The organism is Streptomyces sp. NBC_00029 (assembly GCF_045160505.1).
Classification (GTDB): Bacteria; Actinomycetota; Actinomycetes; order Streptomycetales; family Streptomycetaceae; genus Streptomyces.
This window is the reverse complement of sequence record NZ_CP108292.1, coordinates 6,157,849-6,170,548: the sequence shown is the minus strand read 5'-3', so window position 1 is coordinate 6,170,548 and position 12,700 is coordinate 6,157,849. Positions and strand designations below refer to the sequence as shown.

Here is a 12,700-nt window from a genome sequence, read left to right as displayed (position 1 = left end):
CCCGGACCCCGCGCCTCACACGCCGACGAGGCTGGACATGTGCGGCCCTGCCCGGATTGCCGGGCAGGGCCGTGCTGCCGGAGCGGTTACTCCGTGACCGTCGCCACCGCGTCCGCCGCGCCCGGCAGGGGCTGGTCGCCCGGGGCCTGGTCCGCGGCGTTCTCCGGGTGGTGGCAGGCCACCTGGTGGCCCGGCTTCAGCGCCAGCAGCGGCGGTTCCTGCGTGGCGCAGATCTGCGTGGCCTTCCAGCACCGGGTGTGGAAGCGGCAGCCGCTCGGCGGTGAGATCGGCGACGGCACGTCGCCCTTGAGCAGGATGCGGCCGCTCTTGGCGCCGCGCCGCCTCGGGTCGGGCACCGGCACGGCCGACATCAGGGCCGTGGTGTACGGGTGCATGGGCGCCCCGTACAGCGACTTGTTGTCGGCGAGCTCGACGATCTTGCCGAGGTACATCACCGCGATGCGGTCCGAGACGTGCCGGATGACCGACAGGTCGTGCGCGATGATCACGTAGGTGAGACCCAGCTCGTCCTGGAGGTCGTCCAGCAGGTTCACCACCTGGGCCTGGATCGACACGTCCAGCGCCGAGACGGGCTCGTCCGCGACCACCAGCTTCGGCTTCAGCGCCAGGGCCCGGGCGATGCCGATGCGCTGGCGCTGGCCGCCGGAGAACTCGTGCGGGTAGCGGTTGTAGTGCTCGGGGTTGAGACCCACGAGCGACAGCAGCCGCTGGACCTCCGCCTTGAGCCCGCCTTCCGGGGTGACCTTCTGGAGCTTGAACGGCGCGCTGACGATGGTGCCCACCGTGTGGCGGGGGTTCAGCGAGCCGTAGGGATCCTGGAAGATCATCTGCACGTCGCGGCGCAGCGGGCGCATGCCCGACACCCCCAGGTGCGTGATGTCCTTGCCCTCGAACTCGATGGAACCGCCGGTCGGCTCCAGCAGCCGCGTGATCAGCCGGCCCATCGTCGACTTCCCGCAGCCGGACTCGCCCACGATGCCGAGGGTCTCACCGCGCCGGACGTCGAAGTCGAGGCCGTCGACGGCCTTGACCGCGCCCACCTGGCGCCGGATCAGCCCCTTGGTGATCGGGAAGTGCTTCGCCAGGCCGGTGACCTTGAGCAGGACCTCGGGTGACTCCTTGGCCTGCGCGGGGATGACGACCGTGTCCGTCTTCTTCATCTCAGGCGTATCGGTCACAGCTTCGGCGCAATCTCTTCGGTCCAGATCCGGGTCCGCTCGTCCTGCGACATGTGGCAGGCGGACCAGTGACGGCTGTCGTCCTGTGTGAGCTCGGGCCGGACCGTACGCGTCACGTTGCCCTTGGGCACGTCGGCGTACGGGCAGCGCGGGTTGAAGGCACAGCCGTCCGGGATGTTGATGAGGCTGGGCGGGGAGCCCTTGACCGGGATGAGGCGCTCGCTCTGCTCGCGGTCGATGCGCGGCATCGAGCCCAGCAGGCCCCAGGTGTAGGGGTGGCGGGGCTCGTAGAACACCTTCTCGGCGGTGCCCCGCTCGACGCACCGGCCGCCGTACATCACGAGGATCTCGTCGGCCATCTCCGCCACGACCCCGAGGTCGTGCGTGATCATGATGACGGCCGAGCCGAACTCCTTCTGCAGATCACGGATCAGGTCCAGGATCTGCGCCTGCACGGTGACGTCCAGGGCCGTGGTCGGCTCGTCCGCGATCAGCAGGTCGGGGTTGTTGACCAGCGACATCGCGATCATCGCGCGCTGGCGCATGCCGCCCGAGAACTGGTGCGGATAGTCGTCGACGCGCTTGCCCGGCTCGGGGATGCCCACCCGGTCGAGCATCTCGACGGCCCGCTTGCGCGCCGTCTTCTTGTCCACGTCGTTGTGGACGCGGTACGCCTCCACGATCTGGGAGCCGATCGTGTAGTACGGGTGCAGCGCGCTCAGCGGGTCCTGGAAGATCATCGCCATGTCGCGGCCCCGCAGCCGGCGCACCTCCTCGGGTTCGGCCGACAGCAGTTCCTTGCCGCCGAGCCAGATCTCGCCCGACATCTCGACGGTGGAGCGGCTGGCGTTGCCCACCCGGTGCAGGCCCATGACGGCCAGCGAGGTGACCGACTTGCCGGAGCCGGACTCGCCCACGATGCCGAGGGTCTGGCCCTTGTCCAGCTGGAAGGAGAGCCCGTCGACCGATTTGACGACGCCGTCGTCGGTGGGGAAGTGGACCTTGAGGTCGCGTACGTCGAGGAAGGCCTCGGCGGGACGGCCGTCGCCCGGTACCGCCGCGAGGGCGGTGGTGGTGCCGGTGGTGGCGGTGTCGGTGGCGCGGTCGCCGGCGCCGGCCTCGCTCCCCTTCGGAGTCGGATCGGTCACGACAGCCTCACCCTCGGGTCGATGATGGCGTAGACGAGGTCGACCACCAGGTTGCACAGCACGATGAAGAATCCGGCGAAGAGGGTCACCCCGAGGATCTTCGGCAGGTCGTTCACCGCGATGGCGTGGTACGCGTACTCACCGATGCCGTGGTACGAGAAGACCGTCTCGGTGACGATGGCGCCGCCGAGGAGCAGCCCGAAGTCCATGCCGAAGATGGTCACGATCGGGGTCAGCGCGGAGCGCAGCCCGTGGCGGGTGACGACCACCCGCTCGCGCAGGCCCTTGGCGCGCGCGGTGCGGATGTAGTCCTCGCTCATGGTCTCCAGCATTCCGGCCCGGGTGAGCCGGGCGTAGAGCGCGGAGTAGAGGAAGGCGAGCGTGCACCAGGGCAGCACCAGCCCCTGGAACCAGGCCGCCGGATCCTCGGAGAAGTCCACGTACACATTGGTGAACATGGGCCAGTTGAAGACGAACACGGCCAGCGAGAGCGTGCCGGTGAAGAACATCGGCAGCGAGACGCCGGCGAGGGCCACGCCCATCGCGAGCCGGTCGAACAGCGAGCCCGGCCGCAGGGCCGAGACCACGCCGGTGGTGACACCCGTGATCAGCCAGATGAAAGCGGCTCCCAGGGTGAGGGAGGCGGTGACGGGCAGCCGGGTGACGATGTCGGGCCAGACCTCGACGTGGTCCTTGAAGGAGTAGCCGAGGCAGGGGGCGTTGCACTGCGAGGGGTCGGGGCCGTAGTTGAACTCGCGGCCCGCGAATATGCCCCTCAGGAAGTCCCAGTACTGCGCGTACAGGGGCTGGTCGAAACCGAGGTTCTTCTTGACCGCGGCGATGGACTCGGGCGAGGGGTTCTTGCCCACGTACTGGGTGGCCAGCGAGTCGGCCGTGCCGCCGGCCAGCCGGGGCAGCAGGAAGAAGATCGCGAAGGTGATCGCGCTGACAACGAGCAGCAGGAACACCGCGGCGAACAGCCGCCGGACGATGTACACAAACACGGGGGTCGGCTTCGGCGTCCGCCGGTCCGCCCCGCTCCCCGGTCGGGGGCGCGGGACGGACCGGCGCGCACTGCTGCCTTCACCTGCCTTCCACGGTTCTGGCAGATCTGGCTGAGAGGGTCAAACTGCCTTCGGACTTACGGCCCGGGGTTACTTCAGGCCGATGTTGAGGTAGTCGTACTGACCGCTCCACGCCGGGTTGGAGACCACGTTGGTGAGCTTGGGCGAGCGGTAGTGCAGCACCTTGAAGTAGGTCAGGGGCACGATGACCGCCTGGTCCATGACCTTCTTGTCGATCTCGCCGTAGACCTTCTCGCGCGCGGCGGCGTCGGTGTTGGCGATGTTGTCGTTCAGCAGCTTGTTGATCTCGGGGTCGTTCAGCTGCGACAGGTTGGTGTTGCCCGTCTTGCTGATCGCGTCACCGTGGACGACCTGCTGGAGGAAGCCGAAGCCGCTCGGCCAGTCGGCGCCCCACTGCATCATCATGAGGCCGATCTTGTTGTCCTCGGTGAACTTCGGGACACCCGCGTAGTCACTGAAGTACTTGCCGGCCGGGAACTGCTGGATCTTGACCGTGATCCCGATCTTCTTCAGGGACGCCTGGATGGCCGTGGCCATGTCGACCTCGCCGGCGCGGTCGTTGCGCGCGGTGATGGTGGTCTCGAAGCCGTTCGGCTGGCCGCAGGCGGTCAGCGCGGCCTTGGCCTTGGCCTCGTCGCCCTTGTCATCGGGGGTCTTGTAGGTGTTGAAGTCCACGTGACCCGGGATGTCGGTCGGCAGGACGGTGCTGGCGATGGCGCCGCGGATCGGGCCGCCGAAGGCGGTCTGCACCGACACCTTGTCGATCGCGTACTGGACCGCCTTGCGGCACTCCACGTTGTCGAACGGGGCCACCTTGGTGTTCATCGCCATGTAGACCAGGCGACCACCCTCGGCGTTGTCGGTGTTCGGGTCCTTCGAGGTCAGCAGCTCGGTCTGGGTCTGCTGGGCCACACCGTTACCGACGATGTCGATGTGGGTGTTGCCGGCCTTCAGGTTGGAGTCGATCGTCTCCTGGTTGACCTTCAGCTTGACGACGATCTTCTCCGGGAGCTGCTTGCGCAGCGGGTCCGTGGAGGCGTCCCAGTTGGGGTTGCGGACCAGGACGGCCTGCTTGTCGTGCTCGTAGCTCTCGAACATGTACGAGCCGGAGGAGACGATGTTCTTCACATAGTCCGCGCCGTTGTCCTTGGCCTTCGGCACGGGGGCCGACTGCGGGTTCGCCAGCAGGTAGTCGAACTCGGCGAAGGGCTGCTTCAGCTTGAAGACGATCGTCTGGTCGTCGGGGGTCTCGATGGACTGCAGTCCGGTGTCGGACTTGTCCTTGTACGGGCCCTCGTACGGGGTCTCGTTGTTCTTGAGGTACTGCGCGAGGTAGTTCGGGCCGTTGGAGTGCACGTCACGCGCGAAGTTGCTGCGCTCGACCGCGTACTTGACGTCCTTGGAGGTGACCAGCGAGCCGTCGCTGTACTTGACGCCCTTGCGCAGCTTGTACGTCCAGGTGGCGCCGCCGTCGCTCGGCGTGCCGAGGCCCTCGGCGAGGTCCGGGACCACCTTGTTGCCCTCGGCGCCCGGGGCGGGCGCGAAGGTGGTCAGCGGACGCGCGTACAGGCGGCTGAAGTTGAAGACGAAGCCGTAGTACGTGTTGCCGGGGTCGAAGGAGTCGGGGGTGTCGGACGCCTCGTAGACGACCGTCCCGCCCTTCTTGTCCGCGGCGTTGACGACGGCCTTGACTGCGGCGTTGGCGCCGGCCGACTTGTCGTCGCCGCCGGTCTTGTCACCACCATTGCAGGCGGAGGCGGTGAGGACGACGGTGATGGCGGCGGCAAGCACCGCGGCTGTTCTCGACCTGCTTCTCATGGCGGAGTGATGCCCCCTGATTCGGAGTGATGGTGGGTACTGGCGGAGCCTCGGCCGGGTGCCCGAGGAACGGGTGGGTCAGCGCGAGCTCTTGGGGTCCAGGGCGTCGCGCAGACCGTCGCCGAGGAGGTTGAAGGCGAGCACGGTGAGGAAGATCGCCATGCCCGGGACGACCATGAACATCGGGTCGACCTTGTAGTAGTCCACGGCGGAGCTGAGCATTCCGCCCCATGAGGCCTGCGGTGGCTGGATACCCACGCCGAGGAAGCTCAGGGAGGCCTCGAACAGGATGTTGGTCGGGATGAGCAGCGTGGAGTAGACGAGGATCGGGGCGACCAGGTTCGGCAGCAGCTCCCGGAAGACGATGAAGGGGCCGCGGGCTCCGAGGCTGCGGGCCGCGTCGACGAACTCCCGCTCGCGCAGCGAGAGCGTCTGGCCGCGCACGATGCGTCCGATGTAGGGCCAGCTGAAGAAGCCGATCACGAAGATCAGCACGCTGATGTGCAGCGGCAGCCCCTCGAGGCCGAAGGCCCCGCCCTGGAGGGCGGCCGAGATGGAGATCGCGAAGAGCAGCAGCGGGAAGGCCAGGAAGGTGTCCATCATGCGGCTGATGACCGTGTCGGCCCAGCCTCCGTAGTAGCCGGCGATGACGCCGAGCACGGAGCCGATGAAGACCGAGACCAGGGTCGATCCGAAGGCGACCAGCAGGGAGACCCAGGAGCCTTCCAGGATGCGGGTGGCTATGTCGCGGCCGAACTTCGGCTCCACGCCGAGCGGGTGCTCCCAGCTGATGCCGCCGAAGGAGCCGATGGGGGTCGCCAGGGAGGGGTCGATGAGGTCCTGGTGCAGGGCGTCCGGGTCCAGTCCGAACATCCACTGGATCGGCTGCGAGAGCATGGCCAGCACCACGAGCAGCAGCACGACGGTGCCGCCGGCCATCGCCACCTTGTCGCGCTTGAGTCTGATCCACGCGATGCGGCCGAGCGAACGTCCCTCGATCCGCTTCTGCGTCGCCCCGCCGGATGTCCCGTCGGGCTGCGTGAGCACCGGCTCACTGGGCGCTGTGGGTGAAGCCGTCATCGTGGTGGGGACCCCTCTCGGCCGACGGTCGCCGGCCCTGGCCGCCGCCGTAGCGGCTTGGTTCACATCGGTGGCACTGGTGGTGCGTGCCGGCGGCTGCGTCGGCGTGGGTGGTGCGGCGAGTCCGAAGTCAGCCTGAAGAGCTGTTCCTTGCGGCGGGCCCGGTTGGCCCGGCCTTCGGTGGGGTGGAGTCTTCAACGCCCTCTCGAGCGCCCGCCAGACCTGCCGGGGATGTGATGCGCAACCGTGATCTACGCCTACACCTTCCGTTATCCGAACCCCGGGACCTGTTGAGCGGTGAAACACCGCCCGTTCTGCGCGGAACGGACATCCGGCCCAACTGCCCTTTCGGCCATGGATCTTGGGCGCAATCACCGGATATGCCGAAGGCCGCACCGATGGGACCGGTGCGGCCTTCGAGATGGATGTCTCAATATGCGGATATCGCGGAACGCGGCTCCGCCCGTCGTCGGGGCGGGTCCCGCGCCGGGTCAGTACGCCGGCGCCTGGCCCTCGCGGTCGTAGAAGGGGCGGGTCTGCGCGCGCAGCCACATGGCGACGGGGTCGTGCTCGTCCCCGAGCGCGACCGTGCACACCGGCACCCCCTCGGGGACCACCCCGACCGACTGCCGCATCATCTCCCGTACGGATTCCAGCGCGGGCGCGGAGGCGTCGTACAGGTCGAGCCCGACCGCGAGGTACGGCGATCCGAGCGCGGGCTGCACCCAGGCGCGGCGCAGCGACCGGACGGCCGGGGTGCGGTGCGCGTGCTGGGTCAGCAGTCCGTAGAACTGCGGGAGCTCGATCGCGGGCTCGGACAGCCGCAGCGGTCCGGCCGGCATCCGGTCGAGGCCCGTGGCGATCCGGCGCAGGTCGGCCCAGGGCACGCCGAGGCCGCCGCCCTGGGCGTGCGGGTTGAGCCACAGCCCCCAGCGGTCCGGGTACAGCGCGCGGGCGATGTCCCGCCCGGTGACCACCTCGTAGCCCCGGTTCCAGCCACTGGCCGCCAGCTCCTGGGGGGAGGTGACGCAGGGCGCGTAGCCGAGGCTTTCGACCTCCATGCCCCCGTACTGGGCGTCCGGGGATCCCGGCTGCCCCTGCCAGAGCAGCATCCACAGCCGGCCCTCGGAGAGGGCGTGCAGGAGTGACTCGTAACTCTCATAGCGCCCGGGAGTCACCTGGCGCATCATGTGCTCGACCTGCCCGGCCGCGGCCGTGCCTGACGCACTCACCCGGTACCCCTCTTCGTCCGCCCGTCGCTCCACGCGTGTCCTCCGAACCGGCAGTCGCGCGTGCGGCCAGGAGATGTAACCAGCTTAAGCGGCCCTACGGCAGGTAGAAGGGGCGTACGCGCTCACGAATCCAGTCCGTGACCGGGTCCTGGGCGGCATCGAGCAGGATCAACTGGACGGGCCACGGCGGCGGGACGCGCGTCAGGGCCCGCCCGAGGGCCTCCATCGGAGCGCTCTGCATCTCCGGTTCCCATCCCACCAGGCGGACACCGATGAACAGCTGGGGCGCCCCGCCCTCGACGCTGGCGAGGCAGCGGTGCGCGGCGGCGACCACCCCCGTGGCCCGGAACTCCTCCGTGGCGGCGGCCAGGAAGTCCACCGGGTCCTCCTGCCAGTCGGGCTCGTAGAGCCGGACGCGGCCGCCGGTGGCAGGGCCGTCGAGCGGGCCGCGGCCCGCACGGCACAGCTCCGCGACGGCGGGCGGCGGGAGCGGTACCCCGACGGCCCCCTCGGGGTTCAGGGCGATGCCGAGCTGCGGGGGCAGGCCGCGGGCGAACTCGACGGCGGGAGCCACCGCGAAGTCCATGCCGGGGCCGACGCAGGCGAGGAACTGGGCCTCGGAGCTGTAGACGGGCACGTACGCCGCCCCGCCGATGTCCATGGTGGGCAGGTCGAGGCCGGCCGTCGCCCGGCCGCTGCCGCCCGGCAGCGGCACCCAGACCCGGCTGCGCCCGAGGACCTCCAGGATCCGCCCCCCGGCGTCCGGCTGCCCCAGCGCCGCCCCGAGCACCTGCTCCAGCTCATTTCCCGGCCAGCCGCTGCCCTGCATCTGCCCCTGCCCCTGTCTGGAATCCCGCGCGTGTCGTGCCGAGGCTATCGGGCCCGGCCACGTGCCGTCCGCCGGGGCTCAGCCGTGGAAGTGGATCCCGGTCACGGCGGCGGCCGAGCGGCGGTCCAGCAGGGTCGCCGAGGCGCAGCCCGCGGGCGGCCGGCCCGCTTCGGCCTCGCGGAGCAGCCGGGTCACCGCGCCGCGGTGGCGCGCGAAGGCGTACACGGAGACCCGGCGGCCGCGCGCGGCCTGTCCGGAGAGCGCCTCCTCGGGGCTGCTGTCCAGCAGCAGCAGGTGCAGCGCCCGGCCTCGGCGACGGGCGGCGGCCGCGAGCAGGCCCCGTACCCAGCTCTGCGTGCCGCAGTCGTGGACGACCACGGAGGCCCCGGAGCGCAGGATCTGCCACAGCCCCCAGTAGTGCGCGGCGCGCACCAGCGGCCGGTACACGGCGTACGGGAGTGCCGCGGGCATCCGCTGCTCCCAGCGCTCACGGGTGTCCTGGGAGTCGACCGCCCCGCCCTCGGCGGCCGCCCGCTTGATCAGGGTGCTCTTGCCGCCACCGGGCAGGCCGGACACCACGACGATGTCCCCGGCCGCGAAGCCGAGCGACTGCGGGGCGCGTACGGCCGGTCCGCGCAGGTCACGGACGAGGCCGAGGCCCGCGTCGGCCGCCCTCCTGCGCTCGCGCGCGCCGCGCTGCGCCGGCACCGCGTCCACGGTTCCCGTCGTCGTCACCACTCCGAATCTCCGCACAGTGTTCGCCTCCCCCGAATCGGGTCACCAGGACCCTTGCCCACTGAGTGTAAAGAGACGGTAATCCGGCGGGGCCGGTTCCGGTCGGCCCCTTCGGAGGGCCGTACGAACTTTCGGACCCCGCCGCCCGATCTCGGGCATGGCGTGCAATGATGTGCGCCATCTGGACCAACTGCATACAGGCCGCTTGAATCCGCGCGGGAGAGTCCCGGCACGCCGCAAGGCCGTGCGCGGGCGCCGAAGGAGCAAGAACCTCCCTTGAATCTCTCAGGCCCCGTACCGCGTGGATGAGGCAGATCTGAAAAGCGAGCTGCTGCGCAGCTCCACCCAAGGTGCAAGTCGATGAAATCCGGCGATCTGCTGATCGGTGGAACTCTCGGCGAACCTCTCAGGTTCCGATGACAGATGGGGAGGAACGTCCTCGTCATGTCATGTCGATGCCCTGGGACCCGGGAGCCACACCCATGAGCACTGCCCCCCGCCTGACCGCCCTCGATGCGTTGCACCGTTCTCTCGGTGCGACCATGACCGACTTCGCGGGCTGGGACATGCCGCTGCGGTACGCCAGCGAGCGCGACGAGCACAACGCCGTACGCACCAGGGCCGGTCTCTTCGACCTGTCCCACATGGGCGAGATCACGCTCACCGGCCCGGAGGCCGTCAAGGCCCTGGACTACGCGCTGGTCGGCAACATCTCCACCGTCGGCGTCGGCCGCGCCCGCTACACGCACATCTGTCAGGAGGACGGCGGGATCGTCGACGACCTGATCGTCTACCGCCTCGGCGAGACCGAGTACATGGTCGTCGCCAACGCCTCCAACGCCCAGGTCGTCCTGGACGCCCTGACCGAGCGCGCCGCCGGCTTCGACACCGAGGTCCGCGACGACCGTGACGCGTACGCGCTGCTCGCGGTGCAGGGTCCGGAGTCCCCCGGCATCCTGGCGTCCCTGACCGACGCCGACCTGGACGGCCTGAAGTACTACGCCGGCCTGCCGGGCACCGTCGCGGGCGTGCCCGCGCTGATCGCGCGTACGGGCTACACCGGCGAGGACGGCTTCGAGCTGTTCGTCGCCCCCGAACACGCCGTGGAGCTGTGGCAGGCGCTGACCAAGGCGGGCGAGGGCGTCGGCCTGGTGCCGGCCGGCCTGTCCTGCCGCGACACCCTGCGCCTGGAAGCGGGCATGCCGCTGTACGGGCACGAGCTGACGACCTCCCTCACCCCGTTCGACGCGGGTCTGGGCCGGGTCGTGAAGTTCGAGAAGGAGGGGGACTTCGTCGGCCGCGCCGCCCTGGAGGCCGCCGCCGAGCGCGCCGCCACCAAGGCGCCGCGCAAGCTGGTCGGTCTGATCGCCGAGGGGCGCCGCGTTCCGCGCGCCGGGTTCCCGGTCGTCGCCGACGGCCAGGTCATCGGTGAGGTCACCTCCGGCGCCCCGTCCCCGACGCTGGGCAAGCCGATCGCGATGGCGTACGTGGACGCGGCGCACGCCGCGCCCGGTACCTCCGGCGTCGGCATCGACATTCGCGGTACGCATGAGCCGTACGAGGTCGTGGCGCTGCCGTTCTACAAGCGGCAGAAGTAGCCCCACGCACCACGTCCGCCGTACGGAAACCCGTACGGCGCCGTCTCAGTACCCAAGACCGCAGTTCGTATCCACTCCCCCGCATCCAGGAGAATCAGGTCATGAGCAACCCCGAGAAGCTGCGTTACACCAAGGAGCACGAGTGGCTGTCGGACGCCGTGGACGGCGTCGCGACGGTCGGCATCACGGAGTTCGCGGCCAACGCGCTCGGTGACGTCGTCTACGCCCAGCTCCCCGAGGCCGGCGAGACCGTGACCGAGGGCGACACCTGTGGCGAGCTGGAGTCGACTAAGTCGGTCAGCGACCTCTACTCCCCCGTCTCCGGTGAGATCGTCGAGGCCAACCAGGACGTCGTGGAAGACCCGGCGCTCGTGAACACCGCCCCGTTCGAGGGCGGCTGGCTCTTCAAGGTGCGTCTCTCGGAGGAGCCGAAGGACACGCTCTCCTTCGAGGAGTACACCAAGCTCACCGCCGGTAACTGACCCCAGGGGACCCTGATGTCTGTACTGAACACCCCTCTCCACGAGCTCGACCCGGACGTCGCCGCCGCTGTCGACGCCGAGCTCGCACGCCAGCAGTCCACCCTGGAAATGATCGCGTCGGAGAACTTCGCTCCGGTCGCCGTCATGGAGGCCCAGGGTTCGGTCCTGACCAACAAGTACGCCGAGGGCTACCCGGGCCGCCGTTATTACGGTGGCTGCGAGCACGTCGACGTGGTCGAGCAGATCGCGATCGACCGCATCAAGGCGCTGTTCGGCGCCGAGGCCGCGAACGTCCAGCCGCACTCCGGTGCGCAGGCCAACGCCGCCGCGATGTTCGCGCTGCTGAAGCCGGGCGACACGATCATGGGTCTGAACCTGGCCCACGGCGGTCACCTGACCCACGGCATGAAGATCAACTTCTCCGGCAAGCTCTACAACGTGGTCCCGTACCACGTCGACGAGACCGGCGAGGTGGACATGGCCGAGGTCGAGCGCCTCGCCAAGGAGTCCAAGCCGCAGCTGATCGTCGCCGGCTGGTCCGCCTACCCGCGCCAGCTGGACTTCGCCGCCTTCCGCCGGATCGCGGACGAGGTCGGCGCGTTCCTGATGGTCGACATGGCGCACTTCGCCGGCCTGGTCGCCGCGGGTCTGCACCCGAACCCGGTGCCGCACGCCCACGTCGTCACCACCACCACGCACAAGACCCTCGGCGGTCCGCGCGGCGGTGTGATCCTGTCGACGCAGGAGCTGGCCAAGAAGATCAACTCCGCGGTCTTCCCGGGTCAGCAGGGCGGCCCGCTGGAGCACGTGATCGCGGCCAAGGCGGTCTCCTTCCTGGTCGCGGCCTCGCCCGAGTTCAAGGAGCGCCAGGAGCGCACCCTGGAGGGTGCGAAGATCCTCGCCGCCCGCCTGGTCCAGGACGACGTCAAGGCCGTGGGCGTGGACGTCCTCACCGGTGGCACCGACGTGCACCTGGTCCTGGTCGACCTGCGCAACTCCGAGCTGGACGGCCAGCAGGCCGAGGACCGCCTCCACGAGGTCGGCATCACGGTCAACCGCAACGCCATCCCGAACGACCCGCGGCCGCCGATGGTCACCTCGGGTCTGCGGATCGGTACGCCGGCCCTGGCCACCCGCGGTTTCGACGCCGAGGCCTTCACCGAGGTCGCCGAGATCATCGCGGCCGCACTGAAGCCCGCGTACGACGGCGAGGCCCTCAAGGCGCGCGTCTCCGCGCTCGCCGCGAAGTTCCCGCTGTACCCGTCGCTCTAGCCGGCGGTCCGCACACGGCTACGAAGGGGGCCCGGCCATGTTCTCGTACAGGCCGGGCCCCTTTCGTCTTCCGCCGCGCGGAGCCGGGCCGGGGCCGGAACAGGGGCCGGCGCGGGCCTGAGCACGGGCCCGGGGCCGGGGACCGGCACCCGCCCGCCCCGTCCGCGTAATCCATCCCACCTCGTCCGGCCGACGAGACGTTCACCTGCCCGCGTTAAGCTC

Annotated in this window: 11 protein-coding genes and 1 riboswitch; of the genes, 3 read left to right on the top strand and 8 right to left on the bottom strand. The window is 69.7% G+C overall.

The window, feature by feature from the left end:
- Window positions 1-86: 86 nt before the first annotated feature.
- From OG753_RS28975 to OG753_RS28940, 8 genes are all read right to left on the bottom strand, one after another.
- On the bottom strand, window positions 87-1,181 hold the full coding sequence (locus tag OG753_RS28975; RefSeq protein WP_383199634.1) for an ABC transporter ATP-binding protein: 1,095 nt from the start codon (window positions 1,179-1,181) through the stop codon (window positions 87-89).
- A gap of 14 nt (window positions 1,182-1,195) precedes the next feature.
- Window positions 1,196-2,347, bottom strand: a complete 1,152-nt coding sequence (locus OG753_RS28970; protein ID WP_327264557.1) for an ABC transporter ATP-binding protein — start codon at window positions 2,345-2,347, stop codon at window positions 1,196-1,198.
- Entirely contained in the window at window positions 2,344-3,351 is a 1,008-nt protein-coding gene (locus tag OG753_RS28965; RefSeq protein WP_327264556.1) for an ABC transporter permease, read from the bottom strand. Before OG753_RS28965 ends, OG753_RS28970 begins: the two co-directional genes overlap by 4 nt.
- A 150-nt stretch (window positions 3,352-3,501) precedes the next feature.
- Window positions 3,502-5,250 carry an ABC transporter substrate-binding protein gene (locus OG753_RS28960; protein ID WP_327264555.1) on the bottom strand — a complete coding sequence of 583 codons (1,749 nt, stop codon included), beginning with the start codon at window positions 5,248-5,250 and terminating at the stop codon, window positions 3,502-3,504.
- Window positions 5,251-5,328: 78 nt separating this feature from the next.
- Window positions 5,329-6,330, bottom strand: coding sequence for an ABC transporter permease (locus OG753_RS28955; RefSeq protein ID WP_327264554.1), 1,002 nt, complete (start codon window positions 6,328-6,330; stop codon window positions 5,329-5,331).
- Between the two features lie 491 nt (window positions 6,331-6,821).
- Window positions 6,822-7,562, bottom strand: coding sequence for an enhanced serine sensitivity protein SseB C-terminal domain-containing protein (locus OG753_RS28950; protein WP_301366361.1), 741 nt, complete (start codon window positions 7,560-7,562; stop codon window positions 6,822-6,824).
- A 94-nt stretch (window positions 7,563-7,656) separates the two neighbouring features.
- Window positions 7,657-8,391 carry an enhanced serine sensitivity protein SseB gene (locus tag OG753_RS28945; protein WP_327264553.1) on the bottom strand — a complete coding sequence of 245 codons (735 nt, stop codon included), beginning with the start codon at window positions 8,389-8,391 and terminating at the stop codon, window positions 7,657-7,659.
- A gap of 78 nt (window positions 8,392-8,469) precedes the next feature.
- On the bottom strand, window positions 8,470-9,126 hold the full coding sequence (locus OG753_RS28940; protein WP_405790715.1) for an AAA family ATPase: 657 nt from the start codon (window positions 9,124-9,126) through the stop codon (window positions 8,470-8,472).
- A 206-nt stretch (window positions 9,127-9,332) separates the two neighbouring features.
- Window positions 9,333-9,436, top strand: a riboswitch (glycine riboswitch).
- Between the two features lie 172 nt (window positions 9,437-9,608).
- Between OG753_RS28940 and gcvT the strand changes: the two genes are divergently transcribed.
- From gcvT to glyA, 3 genes are all read left to right on the top strand, one after another.
- On the top strand, window positions 9,609-10,724 hold the full coding sequence (gene gcvT / locus OG753_RS28935) for a glycine cleavage system aminomethyltransferase GcvT (protein WP_327264552.1): 1,116 nt from the start codon (window positions 9,609-9,611) through the stop codon (window positions 10,722-10,724).
- Between the two features lie 101 nt (window positions 10,725-10,825).
- Window positions 10,826-11,206, top strand: a complete 381-nt coding sequence (gcvH, locus tag OG753_RS28930; RefSeq protein ID WP_327264551.1) for a glycine cleavage system protein GcvH — start codon at window positions 10,826-10,828, stop codon at window positions 11,204-11,206.
- A gap of 15 nt (window positions 11,207-11,221) precedes the next feature.
- Window positions 11,222-12,478, top strand: a complete 1,257-nt coding sequence (glyA, locus tag OG753_RS28925; RefSeq protein ID WP_327264550.1) for a serine hydroxymethyltransferase — start codon at window positions 11,222-11,224, stop codon at window positions 12,476-12,478.
- The last annotated feature ends 222 nt before the right edge of the window (window positions 12,479-12,700 follow it).

Coding starts and splice junctions, on each gene's coding strand:
- OG753_RS28975 (WP_383199634.1), bottom strand. CDS start 1,181: ATGAAGAAGACGGACACGGTCGTCATCCCCGCGCAGGCCAAGGAGTCA.
- OG753_RS28960 (WP_327264555.1), bottom strand. CDS start 5,250: ATGAGAAGCAGGTCGAGAACAGCCGCGGTGCTTGCCGCCGCCATCACC.
- OG753_RS28955 (WP_327264554.1), bottom strand. CDS start 6,330: ATGACGGCTTCACCCACAGCGCCCAGTGAGCCGGTGCTCACGCAGCCC.
- OG753_RS28945 (WP_327264553.1), bottom strand. CDS start 8,391: ATGCAGGGCAGCGGCTGGCCGGGAAATGAGCTGGAGCAGGTGCTCGGG.
- gcvT (WP_327264552.1), top strand. CDS start 9,609: ATGAGCACTGCCCCCCGCCTGACCGCCCTCGATGCGTTGCACCGTTCT.
- gcvH (WP_327264551.1), top strand. CDS start 10,826: ATGAGCAACCCCGAGAAGCTGCGTTACACCAAGGAGCACGAGTGGCTG.
- glyA (WP_327264550.1), top strand. CDS start 11,222: ATGTCTGTACTGAACACCCCTCTCCACGAGCTCGACCCGGACGTCGCC.